20 protein-coding genes are annotated in these 19191 nt (G+C 63.8%); 3 read left to right on the forward strand and 17 right to left on the reverse strand.

Annotation, left to right across the window (positions count from 1 at the left end; all coding sequences use genetic code 11):
* Positions 1-72 precede the first annotated feature (72 nt).
* Positions 73-465, forward strand: a complete 393-nt coding sequence (locus NLM31_RS43250) for a DUF3551 domain-containing protein (protein ID WP_309143703.1) — start codon at positions 73-75, stop codon at positions 463-465.
* 99 nt (positions 466-564) lie between these two features.
* Here NLM31_RS43250 and NLM31_RS25415 read toward each other — a convergent pair whose 3' ends face one another.
* From NLM31_RS25415 to rpoZ, 13 genes are all read right to left on the reverse strand, one after another.
* Positions 565-2109, reverse strand: coding sequence for a GMC family oxidoreductase (locus NLM31_RS25415; protein WP_254194042.1), 1545 nt, complete (start codon positions 2107-2109; stop codon positions 565-567).
* A 4-nt stretch (positions 2110-2113) separates the two neighbouring features.
* Complete coding sequence (locus tag NLM31_RS25420; protein ID WP_254194043.1) at positions 2114-3664, reverse strand: ABC transporter substrate-binding protein; 1551 nt, start codon at positions 3662-3664, stop codon at positions 2114-2116.
* A 275-nt stretch (positions 3665-3939) separates the two neighbouring features.
* A complete protein-coding gene (gene parC / locus NLM31_RS25425; protein WP_254131963.1) occupies positions 3940-6198 on the reverse strand; it encodes a DNA topoisomerase IV subunit A in 2259 nt (752 codons plus the stop codon).
* 59 nt (positions 6199-6257) lie between these two features.
* Positions 6258-6536: a hypothetical protein gene (locus tag NLM31_RS25430; RefSeq protein WP_254131964.1), complete on the reverse strand. Its 279-nt coding sequence runs from the start codon at positions 6534-6536 to the stop codon at positions 6258-6260.
* A gap of 145 nt (positions 6537-6681) precedes the next feature.
* Complete coding sequence (gene recO, locus NLM31_RS25435; protein ID WP_254131965.1) at positions 6682-7434, reverse strand: DNA repair protein RecO; 753 nt, start codon at positions 7432-7434, stop codon at positions 6682-6684.
* Positions 7435-7504: 70 nt separating this feature from the next.
* Positions 7505-7885, reverse strand: coding sequence for a hypothetical protein (locus tag NLM31_RS25440; protein ID WP_254131966.1), 381 nt, complete (start codon positions 7883-7885; stop codon positions 7505-7507).
* A 21-nt stretch (positions 7886-7906) separates the two neighbouring features.
* Positions 7907-8833 carry a GTPase Era gene (gene era / locus NLM31_RS25445; protein ID WP_254131967.1) on the reverse strand — a complete coding sequence of 309 codons (927 nt, stop codon included), beginning with the start codon at positions 8831-8833 and terminating at the stop codon, positions 7907-7909.
* Positions 8823-9731: a ribonuclease III gene (rnc, locus tag NLM31_RS25450; RefSeq protein ID WP_254194044.1), complete on the reverse strand. Its 909-nt coding sequence runs from the start codon at positions 9729-9731 to the stop codon at positions 8823-8825. The genes era and rnc overlap by 11 nt, the downstream gene beginning before the upstream one ends.
* Positions 9728-10492 (reverse strand): signal peptidase I, encoded by a 765-nt coding sequence (gene lepB, locus NLM31_RS25455; protein ID WP_254131969.1) that lies wholly within the window; start codon positions 10490-10492, stop codon positions 9728-9730. The genes rnc and lepB overlap by 4 nt, the downstream gene beginning before the upstream one ends.
* Before the next feature lie 261 nt (positions 10493-10753).
* Positions 10754-11173: a holo-ACP synthase gene (gene acpS, locus NLM31_RS25460; protein WP_254131970.1), complete on the reverse strand. Its 420-nt coding sequence runs from the start codon at positions 11171-11173 to the stop codon at positions 10754-10756.
* The gene (locus NLM31_RS25465; RefSeq protein WP_254194045.1) at positions 11170-11922 is read right to left on the reverse strand and encodes a pyridoxine 5'-phosphate synthase; all 753 of its coding nucleotides are present in this window, start codon (positions 11920-11922) and stop codon (positions 11170-11172) included. The genes acpS and NLM31_RS25465 overlap by 4 nt, the downstream gene beginning before the upstream one ends.
* A gap of 42 nt (positions 11923-11964) precedes the next feature.
* Positions 11965-14250: a bifunctional (p)ppGpp synthetase/guanosine-3',5'-bis(diphosphate) 3'-pyrophosphohydrolase gene (locus NLM31_RS25470; protein WP_254194046.1), complete on the reverse strand. Its 2286-nt coding sequence runs from the start codon at positions 14248-14250 to the stop codon at positions 11965-11967.
* A gap of 210 nt (positions 14251-14460) precedes the next feature.
* A complete protein-coding gene (gene rpoZ, locus NLM31_RS25475; RefSeq protein WP_014494742.1) occupies positions 14461-14853 on the reverse strand; it encodes a DNA-directed RNA polymerase subunit omega in 393 nt (130 codons plus the stop codon).
* A gap of 331 nt (positions 14854-15184) precedes the next feature.
* Here rpoZ and NLM31_RS25480 point away from each other — a divergent pair, with 331 nt between their 5' ends.
* Positions 15185-15829, forward strand: a complete 645-nt coding sequence (locus NLM31_RS25480; protein WP_011087827.1) for an NYN domain-containing protein — start codon at positions 15185-15187, stop codon at positions 15827-15829.
* On the forward strand, positions 15810-16484 hold the full coding sequence (locus NLM31_RS25485; protein ID WP_254131973.1) for a uracil-DNA glycosylase: 675 nt from the start codon (positions 15810-15812) through the stop codon (positions 16482-16484). The genes NLM31_RS25480 and NLM31_RS25485 overlap by 20 nt, the downstream gene beginning before the upstream one ends.
* Here the strand turns inward: NLM31_RS25485 and NLM31_RS25490 are convergent.
* The 4 genes from NLM31_RS25490 to dapA are packed head-to-tail and all read right to left on the reverse strand — an operon-like array spanning position 16481 to position 18979.
* Complete coding sequence (locus tag NLM31_RS25490) at positions 16481-17074, reverse strand: peroxiredoxin (protein WP_254131974.1); 594 nt, start codon at positions 17072-17074, stop codon at positions 16481-16483. The two genes, NLM31_RS25485 and NLM31_RS25490, sit on opposite strands and share 4 nt — an antisense overlap.
* Positions 17075-17082: 8 nt before the next feature.
* Entirely contained in the window at positions 17083-17556 is a 474-nt protein-coding gene (smpB, locus tag NLM31_RS25495) for an SsrA-binding protein SmpB (protein ID WP_254194047.1), read from the reverse strand.
* A 59-nt stretch (positions 17557-17615) separates the two neighbouring features.
* Positions 17616-18029, reverse strand: a complete 414-nt coding sequence (mscL, locus tag NLM31_RS25500; protein WP_254131975.1) for a large conductance mechanosensitive channel protein MscL — start codon at positions 18027-18029, stop codon at positions 17616-17618.
* Between the two features lie 59 nt (positions 18030-18088).
* Positions 18089-18979 (reverse strand): 4-hydroxy-tetrahydrodipicolinate synthase, encoded by an 891-nt coding sequence (gene dapA, locus NLM31_RS25505; RefSeq protein WP_254131976.1) that lies wholly within the window; start codon positions 18977-18979, stop codon positions 18089-18091.
* Positions 18980-19191: the final 212 nt, after the last annotated feature.

A 19191-nucleotide genomic window follows, 5' to 3' on the forward strand; every position in this document is an offset into this window, starting at 1 on the left:
CATTGACTTGGATCAGTACTGCCGACGGTCGGAGTGCCACCGGTGTGTTGGGCCAACCTGGAGGAAGCCACAATGCGCAAATTGGCTTTGACGATTTTGACAGTGGGTATCGCCCTGACAGCGGGGCACGCCCGGGCTCAAAGATATGATCCCGCTTTTCCCGTCTGCCTGAACGTCGTCTCTTTCGGAACCAGCCCGTACTACAGATGCAGCTATACGACGATGGACCAATGCAGAGCGTCGGCTAACGGTCAGATGTGCGTCCTCAACCCGTATTACGTTGGTACGAAGGCCAGAGGGAGCAATCGGCGCAATTCCCGCCAAACATACGCGCCGCCCAGGCCGCCGATCCACTCCCGGGCTGCGCCGTACAATCAATACAATGAACCCTATTATGGAGCTTCCCAAGGTTACGCACCGGGCGAGAAAGAGCGATTTCTCCAAAGCGTGAGACAATACATGTGAAGATGACGGGCCGACCGTGTTCGCGCGCGCATGTCATCTGGGCTGGAGGGCACTGTCTCGAAACGTCCGTCATTCCGAGCGGGTATGCCCCCCGCAGAGCTACCGCATCATCATCCGAGCGATCGCCTCGCCAATCACCACCGTCGTGAAGTGGGTGTTAGCACGGCAGTCGGACGGCATGATCGAGGCATCGGCGACGCGCAGGCCCGAGATGCCCTTCACGATGCCATCAGGATTGACCACACCATCGGCATCGTTGACGCCGGTCATGCGGCAACTGCCGGCGGCGTGCTGGATGTCGCCGGTTTCGCGGCGCAACAGCGCGTCGAGCTCATGATCCGGCAGCGCCGCCGCCTGCGGCAGCGTCAGGTCGGTGTCGGCCAGCCTGATCCAGTCGGCGATACCGGCAAGCGCGGGCTGGGAGGTGATCACGGCCAGCCGTTTCACCGCATCCATCATGCGCTGCATGTCGCGGGGATCGGCAAGCATGTTCTCCTCGACGATGGGATCGACGGACGGATCGGTGGAGGCGAGCTTGAGCGTGCCGCGCGAATAGGCGTTGAACAGCCCGGCCCCGATCGCGCCGGGCACGCCGATGCCGCGATGGTTGAACGCGATCAGGATCATGTCGCGCTTGCCGCCATCGGCGAGACCGGACGAATAGGTCACGCAGCAATTGGTGTGGCGGGTGTCGGGATCGGCGGGCCGCAGGTTTTGCTGCAGCTGGATCGTCGCGCGGAACAGCGGATGATCGAAGAAGTGGCGGCCCACCGGCAGGTCGCGTGCGACCGCGATCCCCATCGCCTTCAGCTCGTCGGCCGGCCCAATGCCCGAGCGCAGCAGGATCGCCGGGCTGTGGATGGCGCCGGCGCAAAGCACGATCTGGCGCGCGCTGATGTCGCTGGTGCCCTGCCCCTCGGTGTGAACGCGCAGACCCGTCGCACGGCCGTCGCTGATCAGAACGCGATCGACCAGCGTCTTGCCCCGGATCTCCAGATTGGCGCGGCCGCGCGCAGGCTCCAGATAGCCCTCATTGGTGGTGATGCGGCGACTGTCGCGGCTGTTGATGGGATAGCAGGCGACGCCCTCGCCATCAGGGCCGTTGAGGTCGGCGCACCAGGGATAGCCGCTTGCCAGCGCCGCATCGCGCAGGCCGCGATCGATCGGGCCCCATTTCTCCGGCGGCGCACGATAGACCGGCAACGGTCCGCCGCGGCCGTGACCTGCGGCATCGCCAAATTCGAGATCGTCCTCGATCACCGAGAACAGCGGCATCACCTCCCTGGCCGACCAGCCGTTGCAGCCATTGGCGGCCCATTCGTCGAATGCATCCGCGACGCCGCGAATGGCGATCTGGCCATTCATCATCGACGAGCCGCCGAGCCCCTTGCCGCGCCAGTAGAAGCGCGGCTCCTGCCCCGCCACACGGCGCGTCAGGAGATCAGGCCACTGCCATTTCTCCTGATACTCGCGCTTGTGAATGATCGGGATCGGGTTCGGCGTCCTCACCTCCCAGGGCGCTTCATCAGCACGCCAGTCGAGGCCCGCCTCTAACAGCAGCACGCGACGTGCGGGATCCTCGGAGAGCCTCGCGGCCACGGCGGCGCCAGCCGAACCGCCGCCGACAACAATGACATCGTACATCGCGTTACTTCTCAACGTTCCAGAACACCGGGATGGCGGACGGTATCAGACCGCGCAGAGTGGCGCGATAGGCGGCGGGCTGCGCGAACTGGCCCCACGGAATCGCGGGCGCCTGATCGTACATGACGCTCTGGATCTCGCCGGCAACTGCCTTGCGATCCGCTTCGGCAGGCGCTCTCGCAAAGGCTTCCATCAGCGGCGTGATGCGCGGATCGCACTGCCAGCCGGTGAAGTCGGCGCAGTTGAAGGCAACCATGACGTTGGTCAGCGGCGAGCCGAGGTCGAAACCGCCGGCGTGAACGCCGTAGACGCTCCAGCCTTCCTTCTTGGCACGGCGCGCCAGCACGCTCGCCCAGTCCATCACCTGGAGATCGACGTTGAAGCCCGCCGCCTTCAGCCGCTCGGCCAACACCTGCGCCGACACGCGCGGGGCCTCGAGATCGTTGGCCTCCATCACGACCACCGGCTCGCCGGCATATTTCGTCGCCTTCAGCGCCACCTTCGCCGCTTCGATCGAGGGATTTGCCGCAGCCTCAATGCCGGCCTTGCTCTCATAGGCGGTGCCGCAAGTGAAGAACGTCGCACAAGGCGTGGCGTATTTGGCATCGAGCCCGAGCGCGTCGAGCACCTCGCGCTGATCGACCAGCTTCCACAGCACGCGCCGGATCGCGGGATCGTCGAATGGCTTTGATGCGGCATTGAGGCGATAGGCGCCCGCGAACATGTTGCCGCCAGTGAAATTGACGACCTTCACGCGTGAGTTCTTCTCGAGCTGAGGGAGCAGATCGAACGGCGCATATTGCATGAAGTCGATTTCGCCGGCCTGCAGCGCGGACGCCGCGGTCGAGCCGTCCGGAATGACGCGGATCTCGAGCGTATCGATGTTGACGCGCTTGCCGCCGGCAAGGAAATCGGCGGGCTCGGAACGCGGCACATAGTCGGCGAATTTCTTCAGGATCATGCGGTCGCCGGTCCGGTGATCGGCCTTGCTGTAGACAAACGGGCCGGAGCCGATGATCTCGGTGATGCGCTGATCGCCGGGCGTTTTCGCGATGCGCTCGGGCATCATGAAGGCGACGGGGCTGACGGGATTGCCGAGTGCGTCGATGATGAGCCCGGATGGCTCCTTCAGCGTCAGCACGAAGGTTTTTGCATCCGTCGGCTCCAGCGAAGCCGAGATCGCAAAAATGCGGCGGCCGAGCGCGCTGCGGGTGCCCCAGCGGCGCAGCGACGCGACGCAATCGGCCGCGGTGACTGGTTGGCCGTCATGCCATTTCAGGCCGTCACGCAGCGTGAATGTATAAGTCAAGCCGTCCGCGGAGACCTTCCAGTCCTGCACCATCTGCGGCTTGACGTCGCCCTTGGAGTCCTTCGCGAACAGCGTGTCGAACACCATGTAGCCGAAGGTGCGCGAAATATAGGCCGTGGAGAAATGCGGATCGAGCGTGACGATCTCCGCTTCAAGCACCGCGACGAGATTTCCTGCGGCGTGCACGGGCGCCGCAACGAGTGCCATGCCGAACAGCGCCGGAATGAAGGACTTCAGTTTGAACATTGGTTTCTTTTTGCCTTTTGACTGACACGTTTGCAGTCACCAGGAAAAAGCAATGTTCGTGCCCACACGTATGCGCTCGTGGCTATCTGCCACGCGTTTGCGGAGATGCGCACTTTGAGTTGGAGCGCGACGCTCTCGCATCCCGTCATTGCGAGCGCAGCGAAGCAATCCAGTCTGCCGCCGCGGAAAGATTCTGGATTGCTTCGCTGCGCTCGCAACGACGATGTGGAGGTAGCGCACCGCTCCACATTGTCATCTGCGGCGAGCGCCTACCCCTACTCGATCACCTTGCCGAACTTGTTCGACTTCGGGAAACCCTTCGGCGGCAGGCGGCCGGCGTCGGCGCGGGTGCCTTGCCACTCGGCAAGCTCCTTCATGGTCGCGGAGAATTCGCGACCGGCGGAGTCCTTCCAGGTGAGGCCAGCCTTGGCCTCGAAGACGGCTACGTCCGACAGACCGCCGTCCTTGTACTTCTGCAGGCGCACGCCGCGGCCGCGCGCCATCTCCGGCACCTGGTCGAGCGGGAAGATCAGCATCTTGCGATTGTCGCCAATGACAGCAACGGTGTCGCCGAGCACCTCGGTCACCGTGCGCGCCTCGTTCGGCATGTCGACGTTGAGGATCTGCTTGCCCTTCTTGGTGGTGCCGACGCAGTCGTCCTCGTTGACGACAAAGCCCTGGCCTTCACTGCTTGCGACCAGGAATTTGCGACCACCCTTGTTGACGAACAGAGCAACGGGCGCCGCTTCCTGTTCGAGTTCGATGAACAGGCGGATCGGCTCACCATGACCGCGACCGCCCGGGAGCTTCGCGACATCGAGCGAGTAAAACTTGCCGTTGGTGGCGAACAACAAGAGCTTCGAGGTCGTCTCCGCGAAGAACGCGAAGCCGAGCTTGTCGTCCTGCTTGAAGGCCAGCCCCGAGAGATCCTCGACATGGCCCTTCATGGTGCGGATCCAGCCCTTGTCGGAGACGACCACCGTCACCGGCTCGCGCTCGACGAGGGCCTCCTCCATCGCGGCGAGATCGTGCTCGGGCGCATCGGCGAAGGTGGTGCGGCGCTTGCCGAGCGGCGTCTTCGGTCCGAACATGTCGCGGACCTTGCCGACCTGCTCGCCGACCTTCTTCCACTGCTCGGGTTCCGAGGCGAGCACCGCGTTGATGCCCTTGAGCTCGGCGCGGAGGTTCTTGTCCTCGGTGCGGATCTCCATCTCTTCGAGCTTGCGCAAGGAGCGCAGGCGCATGTTGAGGATGGCTTCGGCCTGCACCTCGGTGAGCTTGAACGCCTTCATCAAGGCCGGCTTTGGCTCATCCTCGGTCCGGATGATCCTGATCACCTCGTCGAGATTCAGGTAGGCGACCAGCAGGCCGCCGAGGACTTCCAGCCGGTGCTCGATCTGCGCTTTGCGGAAGTTGGTCCGCCGGATCAAGACATCGCGCAGATGGTCGAGCCACTCGCGCAGGCACTCCGCGAGCCCCACCACCTTGGGGATGCGGCCCTTGATCAAAACGTTGAGGTTCAGCGGAATCTTGTTTTCGAGCTCGGTGAGCCGGAACAGCGATTCCATCATCAGGGCCGGGTCGACGTTCTTCGACTTCGGCTCGATCACGATACGGACGTCTTCGGCCGACTCGTCCCTGATGTCGCCGACCAGCGGCAGCTTCTTCTGGTCCAGCAGCTCGGCGACCTTCTCGATCAGCCGCGACTTCTGCACCAGGAAGGGAATCTCGGTGACGACGACGACCCAGGTGCCGCGCGCGCCCTCTTCGTGCGACCACCTGGCGCGGACTCGGAACGAGCCACGGCCGGTCGTGTAGGCTTCAGCGATGGCCTGCTTGGAATCGACGCAGATGCCGCCGGTCGGGAAATCGGGTCCCTTGACCCACTTCATCAGCGCCTTGGACTTCGCGTCGGGCTTCTCGATCAGATGCAGCGCGGCGTCACAGAGTTCGGCGGCGTTGTGCGGCGGGATCGAGGTCGCCATACCGACCGCGATGCCCTGCGCACCGTTGGCGAGCAGGTTCGGGAAGCCGCCGGGCAGCACGACCGGCTCTTTCGACTGGCCGTCGTAATTGGCGCGGAACTCGACGCCGTCCTCGTCGATGCCCTCGAGCAGAAGCCGCGCGACATCGGTCATGCGCGCTTCGGTGTAGCGGTAGGCGGCCGGATTATCGCCGTCGATATTGCCGAAATTGCCCTGGCCGTCGACCAGCGGATAGCGCGAGGAGAAATCCTGCGCGAGACGCACCATGGCGTCGTAGATCGCCTGATCGCCATGCGGATGGAACGAGCCCATCACGTCGCCGACGATCTTGGCGGACTTCTTGAAGGCCGTGCCGGGATCGAGTCTGAGCAGGCGCATGCCGTAGAGGATGCGCCGGTGGACCGGCTTCAGGCCGTCGCGCGCGTCGGGCAGCGCGCGATGCATGATGGTGGAGAGCGCATACGCGAGATAGCGCTCTTCCAGCGCGTCACGCAGCGGCACCTCATGAATTTCAGCCGGTTCTTCCGGAGGAACGATTCGTTTTCCCATGCCGCCCGGTTAAACCGTGGAAGCGAATCGGGCAAGGATGGATTGTTCCCTGAGGGCTGCTACTGCCCTCCCCACCCGGCGGTTATGGTTGGCTGGACCTTGGTCGGGGCCGTCGCCGGCATATTGGCGACACAGCGGCGGGCGGCCTCGATTTCGGCTTCGGTGGCGCCGTGGGATCGCGCCCATGTCTCTGCGGCCGCAGCGGAATATTTCGCCACATAGTACCGGACGACCGTGCAGGAGGCCCGGCGAAACACGCCAGGTTGCGGCTCGCCGGCCGTTGCGTCAGGCACAAAAGCAAGCAGCGCCGCGGTCAGCGCAAAACCCCTGATCAACATTTGGGCTGTCCCCGTTGTGGAACCAGCCCGGCCAACGCAGCCAGCCGGACTTGGTTCCCGGGGGAACTTCATATTTTTCTGGCGATGCTGCGGCGCGATCAGCTCATGATGCTGGTCTTGTTGCCTTTTTTGGGTGCAGAAATCTTTAGGGTGCAGGAAGCGCCGCCCTGGCCTGCTGCCGCGTCAGGGCATTGATGAACCCGGCGCGCGCATCGGAATGGACCTGCCCCCGCGGCTCCAGAACATGGCGCAGCAGGAACAGGCCGGTCAGCCGAAAGCCGTCCTGGAGATCCTCGTCGGTGAGGTCGCTCGCGGCTTCGCCATGGCGCAGGAATGGCGGCAGCCGCAACAGCCGATCGCGCCACGGCTCGCCCGCGCCGCGCGACACCGCGCCGCCGGATTTGGGCGATACGTAGATCAGATCCGTCGTCTCCCCCGTCACCGCGCAGTTTTCGAGCGCCAGCCCGAAGCCGAGCTCGGAGAGCATCGCCAGCTCGAAATGAATGAGGTGCACGGCAGCGCTGCCGATGTCGTCGAAATCGTCGAGCGAATGTTCGAGCAGCGAGAAGATCTCCTCGTGCGGATCCCGTTCGGGCAGAAGCCGTGCAATCGAGGCCAGATGGGTGACGCCATAGACGCCATGGGACGAGCCCAGTAGCGTCGCCGCCCGCAGCTTCAATCCCTCGATCGCGTAGGTGCCGAGATGCTCGTCGAGCCGCGCCCGCCACACCGCGCTGACGCTGTTGCCGGGCTGAAGCAGCGGCCGCAGCCGCGAGCTGGCACCGCCGCGCACGAGACCGAGATGCCGGCCGTGCTGGCGCGTCAGCAGTTCGACGATGGCGCTACTCTCGCCATGCCGCCGTACGCCCAGCACGATGCCTTCGTCGGTCCATTCCATGGGAGGAAGTCTAGCGGATTTCGAGGTGCCGTAGGGTGGGCAAAGCGAAGCGTGCCCACGATTTTGATCGTCACGCGTTGAACCAGCCCTGCGCGTCGCCGGTGAACGAGAAGTACAGCCCGAACATCGTCAACACGCAGGAGACGATCTCGATGACACTGTCGAGCTCGAGGCCCTTTTCGCCGATGATCTGACCGAGCGAGATCACGGACAGAACCAGCGCAGCCGCCAGCACCCAGCGCGGCCAGTTCTTGCGCCAATGGGCGGCCAGCCAGACGAAATAGACCAGCAGCAGGATCATCCCGCCGGCGAGCAGCGTTGCCGTCATGATCATCTGGTCGGTCATCTCGATGGTGGGCGTGCGGTCCTGCACCGCCACCGACACTGCATCCAGCATCAGCGATGCATAGAGCAACGCTTCGAAGCGCCGGACGTTCGTAGGCACGCTCATCAAATACCGATCTTTTCTTGCTTATTCCTTGGGAAATTCCAGGCCCATCTCGCGGTAACGATCGGGATCGTCACCCCAGTTCTCGCGCACCTTCACGAACAGGAACAGGTGCACCGGCACGCCGAGGATCTCGGCGAGCTCCTTGCGCGAGTCTGCGCCGATCGACTTGATGCTGGCGCCACCCTTGCCGAGCACGATCTTGCGCTGGCTTTCGCGCTCCACGAAGATCGTCTGCTCGATGCGCACCGACTTGTCCTTGCGCTCCTCCCACTTGTCGGTCTCGACCGTGGACTGGTAGGGCAATTCCTGGTGCAGCTTGCGATAGATCTTTTCGCGGGTGATCTCGGCCGCCAGATGTCGCATCGGCGCATCCGACATCTGGTCCTCGGGATAGAGGAACGGACCCGGCGCCACCATCTCGGCAAGCGTGCTGCGAATGTCGTCGACACCATCGCCCGAGATCGCCGAGACCATGAAGGTCTTGGTGAAGGGCATGCGCTCGTTGGCGGCCTGCGCCAGCGCCAGCAGCTTCTCGCGCTGGACCAGGTCGACCTTGTTGATCACCAGAATCTTGTCGTGATTGACGCTCGCGACCTTGGTGAGGATCGCCTCCGCCTCCTCGTCGATACCGCTTTTGGCATCGAGCAGCACGCAGACGAGGTCGGCGTCATGCGCCCCGCTCCAGGCGGTCGAGACCATGGCGCGGTCGAGCCTGCGCTTGGGCAGGAAGATGCCGGGCGTGTCGACCAGGATGATCTGCGCGTTGTTCTCGATCACGATGCCGCGGATCAGCGCGCGCGTGGTCTGCACCTTGCGCGATACGATCGTGACCTTGGCCCCGACCAGCGCATTGACCAGCGTGGATTTGCCGACGTTGGGCGCGCCGATCAGCGCGACAAAACCGCAGCGCGTCGTGGCAGGCGTCTCGCCGCTTGTTTCAGCCGTCATTGCCGCCGCCAACACCTTCACGTTCAATCATCACCGAAGCAGCCACCTTCTCCGCCGCGCGTTTGCTGCCGCCGATGCCTTCGGCCGGCGCGAGCCCTGGCAGGTCGACGGCTACGCGGAACTGCGGATCGTGGTGCGGGCCGGTGCGCTCGACCTCGCGATAGACAGGCGTCGGCAGCCCCTTCCCCTGCGCCCATTCCTGCAACACGGTCTTGGGATCGCGCAGCGGCCGCCGCGGCTTGTGCATGCGCTCGGTCCAGTTGCGTTTGACGAACTCGTCCGCCGCAGCATGGCCGCCGTCGAGGAAGATCGCTCCGATCACGGCTTCGCAGATGTCACCGAGGATGGACTTGCGCAGGCGCGCATCGGCGCTGGAGCCGACCGAACCGAGCTTGATGTCGTCGAGCAGACCGAGCGACTTGGCGACGTCGGCGCAGCTTTCCTTGCGCACGAGCTCGGCAAGCCGCTTGGACAACTCGCCCTCATCGGCATTCGGGAAGGCATGATAGAGCATGTCGGAGACGACGAGCCCCAGCACGTGGTCGCCGAGGAACTCCAGCCGCTGATAGCTATCGCCGCGCTTGCGTCCGGACTTCAGCGCCGAGACGTGCGTGATCGCCTGCATCAGCAGGTTCGGATCGGCGAAGCTGTGGCCGATGCGCGCCTCGAGCGCCGCGTTCGCGTCGGCTGCCGCCTTGGCCTTGTCCTTGGCCTTGCTGCTTCGCGTCCGCTTCTTCGCAGGCGTCTTGGTTTCAGCAGATTTGGCTTCAGCAGATTTGGTTTCAGCAGTCTTGGTATCAGGAGTCTTGGTCGCAAGCGTCTTTGTTGCAGCTTCGCCCTCAGGAGCGGCTTGCGCCTCGATTGGTTGGGTCGCGATGTCCTTGGCTTCGTCTTTCATCGGACGATTTTGAAGAACCGATTCCAGCGCACCGCCCAGGGCCAGCGCCAGAACATCCAGGCATGCTCGCCTTCGGCGATCGAGAAGAAGATCATCTGGGCGCGGCCGATCAAATTCTCCTGCGGCACGTAGCCGACCTGACCGAGGAAACGGCTATCGGTGGAGTTGTCGCGGTTGTCGCCCATCATGAAGAAATGGCCGGGCGGCACGGTGTAGACGTTGGTGTTGTCCATGTAGCCGTTGTCGGCGCAATCGAGCGTCTCGTAGGAGACACCGTTCGGCAGCGTCTCCTTCCAGCGCTTCACGCGCGAGATGCCGCCGCCTTCGGAGCCGCAGGGATCCTCGCCGACATACTCGCTCATGCGCTGGCGCTCGACCGGGGTGTCGTTGATGTAGAGCAGACCGTCCTTCATCTGGATGTGGTCGCCGGGCAAGCCGATCACGCGCTTGATGTAATCGGTGGTGTCGTCCTTCGGCAGCCGGAACACGACGATGTCGCCGCGGTTCGGATCCGAGCCCCAGATCCGTCCCGAGAACAGCGGCGGCGAGAACGGGATCGAGTAGTGGCTGTAGCCGTAGGAATATTTCGACACGAACAGGTAATCGCCGACCAGCAGCGTGGCCTTCATCGAGCCGGACGGGATGTTGAATGGCTGGAACAGGAACGTGCGGATCACCAGCGCGATCAGGAGAGCATGGATTACGACCCGGATCGTTTCGCCGACGCCGCTTTCAGTTTTCGTTCCCGAAGTCACGCTCATTGCTCTCTCAATTCCGGCCGGCGATCACAGAACGCCCTCCTCCCGCGAACGGCCCACCGGTTCGCGGTCCAAGGAGATTGTCCTGATTCTGATAGTGAGGGCCAATTCCGGCGTAAAGCCGAATTCGCCCAGCCTGATTTGCGTCCGCGGACTTTTAGACGGTTGCCGCAGGCCACGCAATCAAGGATCGCATCAAAAACCCGTAAGACGTTGAATTTTAATGAGAATTATAAAATCGCCACCCCACCCCCGAGGAATCGGTCAGGGCTTGGCCAGTGGCACGGCGGAAATGATCACGAAGGCCTGCGCCAACGGCCAGTCGTCGGTGATCGACAGATCGATCTGGGCCTCGAATCCCTCCGGCGTCAGGGCCTGGAGCCGGGCCAGCGCCCCGCCGGTCAGCCGCATCGACGGCCGGCCCCCGGGCAGGTTGACGACCCCCATGTCGCGCCACCAGACGCCCTGCCTGATGCCGGTGCCGAGCGCCTTGGAGCAGGCTTCCTTGGCGGCAAAACGCTTGGCGTAGGTTGCCACCACCATCTTCTCGTTCTTGGCCCGCCGCTCCGCCTTGGCCCGCTCGGCCGCGGTGAAGATGCGGTCGAGGAAGCGCTCGCCGTGGCGCTCCATCACCTTGCCGACGCGGGTGATGTCGATGAGGTCGGAGCCGATGCCGATGATCATGCCCGGCTCCGTCCGACATCCATCGCGGCGCGCATCTTGCGCACCGTCTCGCCGAGACCAACGAAGAGCGCCTCGCCGATCATGTAGTAGCCGATGTTGAGCTCCATGATTTCAGGCAACGCGGCAATCGTCTCGGCGGTCGCGTAGTCCAACCCGTGGCCGGCATGGACCTCGAGCCCGGCGTCCTTGGCGACCTTCACGCCCGCCACGATCCGCTGCCATTCGGCCTCGGCCTTATCGGCATGGCCGTCGACGACGGCGTCGCACCAGGCACCGGTGTGGATCTCGATCACGGGCGCGCGCAGCCGCGCCGCCATCGCGATTTGCGCGGGGTCCGCAGCGATGAACAGCGAGACGCGGATGCCGGCATCGTTGAGCCGCGCGATATAGGGCGCAAGCGCATTGTGCTGGCCGACAACGTCCAACCCGCCTTCGGTCGTCACCTCCTGGCGCCGCTCCGGCACCAGGCACACCGCATGCGGCTTGGTGGCGAGCGAGATGCGCATCATGTCGTCGGTCGCCGCCATCTCGAAATTCAGCGGCTTGGAGATCTCCGCCTTCAGCCGCGCCATGTCCTCGTCACGGATATGGCGGCGGTCTTCGCGCAGATGCGCGGTGATGCCGTCGGCGCCGGCCTCGATCGCAAGCAGCGCCGCGCGGACCGGATCGGGATGGCGGCCGCCGCGTGCGTTACGGACGGTCGCGACGTGGTCGATATTGACGCCGAGGCGGAGCGGAGGTGCGGGCATTTCAGGACTCACGAGATCGGAGGAACAGGCGACGACAGTGGCCTATCCATTAACACGTTCGACACGGGCGACGACCGCCTTGGCGCGTAGCTGGGCCAGGATCGCGCTCAAATGCTTGAGATCGTAGACTTCGAGATCGATCGTCGTCTCCGTGAAGTCCGGCGAGCGGCGCTGCATGCTGATATTGTCGATGTTGCCGTCGTGCTCGGCGATCACGGTCGCGATCTGCGCCAGCGCGCCGGGCTCGTTGACGTTCTCGACCTTGATGCGCGCCGGGAAGCGTTGCGGGGCGGAATCCTCGATGTCCCAGCGGGCGTCGAGCCAGCGCTCCGGCTCCTCCTCGAAATCCTTCAGCGCCGGCGACTGGATCGGATAGATCGTGATCCCCTCGCCCGGCGTGACGATGCCGACGATGCGATCGCCGGGCACGGCGCCGCCGTTCGGCGCGAACTTCACCGGCAGGTCGGAATTGTTTCCGCCAATGGGGATCGCAACCGGGCTGCGCGACGGCTCCAGCGCCTTCTCCTTGAGCTTTGCGGCGAGCCCCTTCTTGACGCCGTAGCGCGCGACGCGCTCCTCCTTGTAGTCGGGATACATCGCGCGCGCGACGTGGGACGCCTTGATCTCGCCCCGGCCGACCGCCGCCATGACGTCCTCGATCGAGGTGCGCGCCAGCCGCGGCAGCGCGCCCTTGAGCTTGTCGTCGGCATATTCGATCTTGGCGCGCTCGAACAGGCGCTCGACGATGCGCCGGCCGAGGCCGACATATTGATCGCGCACCGCGGTACGGGTGGCACGGCGGATCGCAGCGCGGGCCTTGCCGGTGACCGCGAGCGTCTCCCAGGCCGAGGGCGGCGCTGACTGCGCTTCCGAGGTCAGCACCTCGACCTCATCGCCGTTCTGGAGCTCGGACGACAGCGGCGCGAACTGGCCGTTGATCTTGCAGCCGACCGCGCTGTTGCCGACGTCGGTATGCACGGCATAGGCGAAGTCGATCACATTGGCGTGGCGCGGCAGCGCGATCAGCTTGCCCTTCGGAGTGAAGCAGAACACCTGGTCGTGGAACAGCTCGAGCTTGGTGTGCTCGAGGAATTCCTCGGGGTTGGCGCTCTCCGAGAGGATGCCGATGGTATGGCGCAGCCAGGCGAATGCGGTGGACTCGCGCTTGAGGAACTCGGTCGGCGAGCCCACGCCTTCTTTGTAAAACACGTGCGCGGCGATGCCACGCTCGGCGATCTGGTCCATCGCCTCGGTGCGGATCTGGAGCTCGACGCGCTGGTTGCCGGGGCCGATCACGGTGGTGTGGATCGAGCGGTAGTCGTTCTGCTTCGGCGTCGAGATGTAGTCCTTGAAACGCCCCGGCACGACCGGCCAGGTGGTGTGGACGATGCCGAGCGCGCGATAGCAGGCCTCGATGTCGTTGACGACGACACGGAAGCCGAAAATGTCGGACAGCTGCTCGAAGCCGACCGATTTGCGCTCCATCTTGGTCCAGATCGAAAACGGCTTCTTGCTGCGGCCATAGACCCGCGCACCAAGGCCCTTGTGGCGCAGATTGTTGGAAAGCTGCGCCTCGATCTCGCCGATCAGATTGCGATTGCGTTCGGCGAGCGCGTCGAGCCGCTGCATCACCACCGAATAAGCATCAGGATCGAGGGTGCGGAAGGACAGATCCTCGAGCTCCTCGCGCATCTGCTGCATGCCCATGCGTCCGGCCAACGGCGCATAGATGTCGAGCGTCTCCTCGGCAATACGCCGGCGTGATTCGGTCGGCACGAAGTCGAGCGTGCGCATGTTGTGCAGGCGGTCGGCGAGCTTGACCAGCAGCACGCGAACATCGTCGGCAATGGCCAGCAACAATTTGCGCAGGTTCTCGGCCTGCTTCGCCTCGCGCGACACCAGCTCGAGCCGCTTCAGCTTGGTCAGGCCCTCGACCAGCGCGCCGATCTCGGGGCCGAACAGCTGGTCGATCTCCGCCCGCGTCGCCTCGGTGTCCTCGATCGTGTCGTGCAGCAGCGCGGCGACGATGGTCGCGTCGTCGAGCTTGAGGTCGGTGAGAATCGCCGCCACTTCGAGCGGGTGTGAGAAATACGGATCGCCCGAAGCACGCGTCTGCGAGCCGTGCGCCTTCATGGCGTAGACATAGGCGCGGTTCAGCAGGTCTTCGTTGGTGTTGGGATTGTAGGATCGCACGCGTTCGACGAGGTCATATTGACGCATCATCCGCGCGCGCGGCTTCGCTGGCCGTGCCACCGGCGCAGTCGGGGCCACGGCAACCGATTCGGTTGCGCCCTGCATCTGCGTGGATCTGCGGCGTCGATACACCATACCGTCCTGCCTTCAAACGGACCACGAAACGGCCCGTTGTATACACCCTAAGCTCCGATCGCGGGCGCGGCCGATCAATTCGATGACAGGCGCGCGGCGCAAACCGGCAACGCTATGGTAACCACGAAAACGCCAACAAAAGCAAAGGCCCGAACGCGGGTTCGGGCCTTTGATAAGATCACAAGAAGTCGACGATCGCGAGTAAGACGATTACTCGTCCTCCTCGGGCTGCTCTTCCGGCGGCGCGAGGCCTTCGAGGCCCTTCAGGAGCTCCTCTTCGGTCATGCGCTCAACAGCAACTTCGGTATCGTCGGCATCGACGCTGGCGCCGGCGGAACCGATCAACGGCACCGTATCCGGCTCGGGCTCGTCCACCTCGACGAACTTCTGGAGCGAGTGCACCAGCTCCTCGCGGAGATCCTCCGGCGAGATGGTCTCGTCGGCAATTTCGCGCAAAGATACAACAGGGTTCTTGTCGTTATCGCGGTCAACCGTTAGTTGTGAACCGGACGAAATCATGCGGGCACGGTGGGCGGCCAGCAGGACCAGGTCAAACCGGTTGTCGACCTTGTCGATACAATCTTCTACGGTGACGCGAGCCATAGACTGTCGCTCCGTTGTGGGTGGGACGAAATATGTGGATGATCGGGGCTAGTTATAGGGGCTGGGGCGGTTTCGCAAGGCAAATTTGTGATTTGGCCTCGCCAAACGCCTCTGATACCTCCACATTGGGGCTGGGACGGGTGGTTTCCCGGGTTGCCATTGAGGGCAGCGCCGGGTGTAGGAAAGTCCGCCATAACTATACCTTGATTGCCCCGACTTCTCCGGATTTGCGGTTTCGACGGGTTTCGGCAGCACTTTGAACTGCGCGGTAGGCTGCCGTCGCGCCAACAATAAAACGATCAATCACGAACACACTACGCGAGCAAACTGAATGTCACCTTCCCCTACCAACAAGATCGCGCTCTTCATCGACGGGGCCAATCTTTACGCAACGGCGAAAACTCTAGGCTTCGACATCGATTACAAGCGCCTTCTGAAGGAATTTCAGAGCCGGGGGACGCTGCTGCGGGCGTTCTATTACACCGCGATCATCGAGGATCAGGAATATTCCTCGATCCGTCCCCTGATCGATTGGCTCGACTACAACGGCTACACCGTCGTCACCAAGGCGACCAAGGAATTCATCGACGCCTCCGGCCGCCGCAAGGTCAAGGGCAACATGGACATCGAGCTCGCGGTCGATGCCATGGAGCTCGCCGAGCACATCGACCAGATGGTGCTGTTCTCGGGCGACGGCGACTTCCGCTCGCTGGTCGAGGCCGTGCAGCGCCGCGGCGTGCGGGTGACCGTGGTCTCCACCATCGCCAGCCAGCCGCCGATGATCGCCGACGAGCTGCGCCGCCAGGCCGACGTCTTCACCGATCTCGTCGAGTTGCAGTCCAAGCTTGGCCGCGACCCGTCCGAGCGCCCCGCCCCGCGTGATCGCGGCGAGCGCGAGGCGCGCCACCACGCCCCGCAGTTCCTCCAGCGCGCGACCACGATGGCGCCGAGGGGCGATGACGACTTCGAGGAGTGAGGCGGCCCGGTCCAGCCGCCAGGCCCCCACCCTCGTTCCCGACCGTGACTGCCCGCTCTGTCCGCGCCTGGTCGCCTTTCGCGAGGCGAACCGCGCGCGCGAGCCGCTGTGGCACAACGCGCCGGTGCCGCCGTTCGGCGATATCAAGGCGCGCCTGTTGATCGTCGGCCTTGCGCCGGGAATGCAGGGCGCCAACCGCACCGGCCGCCCGTTCACCGGCGATTATGCGGGCGACCTGCTCTACGCCACGCTGCTCGAATACGGTTTCGCCAAGGGCACCTATCAGGCGCGTCCCGACGACGGGCTGAAGCTTGTCGACTGCCGGATCGCCAATGCCGTGCATTGCGTTCCGCCACAGAACAAGCCGCTGCCGATCGAGATCAACACCTGCCGCCCGTTTCTCGTCGCCAACCTCGAGACGATGCCGAACTTGCGCGCGATCGTGGCGCTCGGACGCATTGCGCACGACACTGTGCTCAAGCCGCTGAAGCTGAAGGCCTCGCAAGCGCCCTTCGGCCACGGCGCCGAGCACCAGGCAGGCCGGTTCAAGCTCTACGACAGCTATCACTGCTCCCGCTACAACACGAACACGGGCGTGCTGACGACGGACATGTTCCGCAGCGTGTTCGCGAAGATAAAGGCCGACCTCGACTAGGTCTTTGCCGGAGTCTTTGCGGGATTGGCCTTCAGCCAGTCAAGCACATCGCCGGCGTTCCGATCGGGCGGGAACACCGGATAGAACACATGCGTGATCCTGGCGTCGTCGACGATCAGCGCGAGGCGCTTGATCAGCGTCAGGCCCGCAACCTCCATGGTCGGCAGGTTCAGGGCGCGCGTGAGCGCAAGCTTCTCGTCCGAGAGCACCGGGAACGGCAGATGCAGCCGCGACGCCATCTCGGTCTGATAGGCGTTGCTCTGGGTCGAAAGGCCGTACACCTGGCCGGCGCCCGCGGCTTTCAGATCGGCAAACAGGTCGCGAAACGCACATGTCTGCGGCGTGCAGCCTCGCGCCCCCGGGATCATGTCCCAATCGTCGACCAGCGCGATCTTGCCGGGCTCGCCGGTGCGCGGATAGGCGAACACCACGGTGCGGCCCGGGAGCGCCGACAGATCGACCGAATTGTCATCGGTCGCTCGCAGGCCGATCGCAGGCAGCGTCAGCCCCTTCAGATGCGCGGCACCGCCATCGTCGGCGGGTGCCGGGATCTGGCTCCAGTCGACCTCGAGCAGGTTTTTCTGAGACATCCCGTCCTCTACCCCCTCGCCCGCATCAGCCGGCCCTTCTCCCGGCTCCAGTCGCGCTTCTTCTCGCTCTCGCGCTTGTCGTGCAGCTTCTTGCCCTTTGCTACCGCGAGCTGCAGCTTGGCCCGCCCGCGCTCGTTGAAATAGAGCTTGAGCGGGATCAGCGTCATGCCTTCACGGTCGACCGCGCCCATCAGCTTGTTGATCTGCCGGCGGTGCAGCAGCAGCTTTCGCGGCCGCTTGGGCTCGTGGTTAAAGCGGTTGCCCTGGAGATATTCGGGAATGGTGGCGTTGATCAGCCAGATCTCGCCGTCCTTGGAGTCGGCGTAGGACTCCGCAATCGTGCTCTTGCCGTTGCGGATCGACTTCACCTCGGTTCCGGTCAGCGCAATGCCCGCCTCGACCGTATCCTCGATCGCATAGTTGAAGCGGGCCTTGCGATTTTCCGCCATGACCTTGATAGGACGTTCGTTCTTATCGGCCATGGCACAGAAACCTGATCGAGATACGCAGCGACGCTAACAGATTGGATGAAGCGCGCGCGTCACTTCTTGAGGAGATCGCGGATCTCGGTCAGCAGCGCGACCTCCGCCGACGGCTTCGCCGGCTCCGCGGGCTTGACCTCTTCCTTGCGCTTGAACTGGTTCATGGTGCGGATGACCATGAACAGCACGAAGGCGACGATGGCAAAGTTCACGACCAACGTGAAGAAGCTGCCGTAAGCCAACACGGCCCCCTGCTTCTTGGCATCGGCGAGATTGTGCTCCGTGACCTTGCTCGAGAGTCCGACGAAATAATTGGAGAAATCCAGGCCGCCGGTGATCGCGCCTATGATCGGCATGATGATGTCGTTGACCATCGACGTCACGATGGCGCCGAAGGCGGCGCCGATGATGACCGCAACGGCGAGATCGACGACATTGCCTTTCATTGCGAAATCGCGAAATTCCTTGAGCATGCGCATCCCCTATGTTTCGACGCCTTGCATTGAATTCGCTAGGGCAGCCTCCGATCGCCTCAGTTGATCAGTCCGGCGTGAACCATGGCGCTGCGCACGGCAACGCGCGTCGGTTCGGACACCGGCACCATCGGCAGCCGCAGCGTCTCGTCGAACTTGCCGAGCAGCGACATCGCGTACTTGATCGGCGCCGGATTGCTCTCGATGAAAAGGTTGTTGTGCAGCGGCATCAGCTTGTCGTGGATCGCGAGCGCCGCCTTGGCGTCGCCCTTCTGCCAGGCGGCGTGGAACTCGGCGCACAGACGCGGCGCGACGTTCGAGGTCACCGAGATGCAGCCGTGGCCGCCATGCGCCATGTAGCCGATGATGGTGGCGTCTTCGCCGGAGAGCTGGTTGAAGTCCTCGCCGAGTGCCGCGCGCTGTTGCGACACGCGCACCATGCTGGCGGTGGCGTCCTTGACGCCGGCAATGTTTTTCAACTCCCACAGACGCTTCATGGTGTCGACCGACATGTCGATCACCGAGCGCGGCGGGATGTTGTAGATGATGATCGGAATCCCGATCGCATCGTTGATCGCCTTGAAGTGCTGATACATGCCTTCCTGGGTCGGCTTGTTGTAGTAGGGCGTCACCACCAGCACGGCGTTGGCGCCCGCCTTCTCGGCGTGCTGGGCCAGCTCGACTGCTTCCTTGGTGGAGTTGGAGCCGGCGCCGGCAATCACGGGCACCCGGCCCTTGGCTTCCTCGATGCACCATTCGACGACCTTCTTGTGCTCGTCGTGGGAAAGCGTCGGGCTCTCGCCGGTGGTGCCGACCGGGACCAGGCCATTGGTGCCCTCGGAGATCTGCCAGTTGACCAGGGAGCGGAACGCCGCTTCGTCCAGCGAGCCGTTTTTGAAGGGCGTGACCAAGGCGGTGAACGACCCCCGGAATTTCGTCTTGGCTGCCATGGACTTCCTCCGTACGCGGCGAGATTTTAGAGCAAGCCCCATTCTTATCGGGTCTATCCGGCCGGTAAAAGACCTGCTGCCGACTGACGCACCGTTTAGGCCGCGATTTTGCCGCGGTAGTGGTGCAAACCGGGCGAAGGTAAGCGGCTGTTGGTATTTTGTCCGCATATTCAATCAAATACAGCCAGATCTTGTACAGACAGGTCTTGAGC

It is taken from the genome of Bradyrhizobium sp. CCGUVB4N (genome assembly GCF_024199945.1).
In the GTDB taxonomy this organism is placed as follows: domain Bacteria; phylum Pseudomonadota; class Alphaproteobacteria; order Rhizobiales; family Xanthobacteraceae; genus Bradyrhizobium.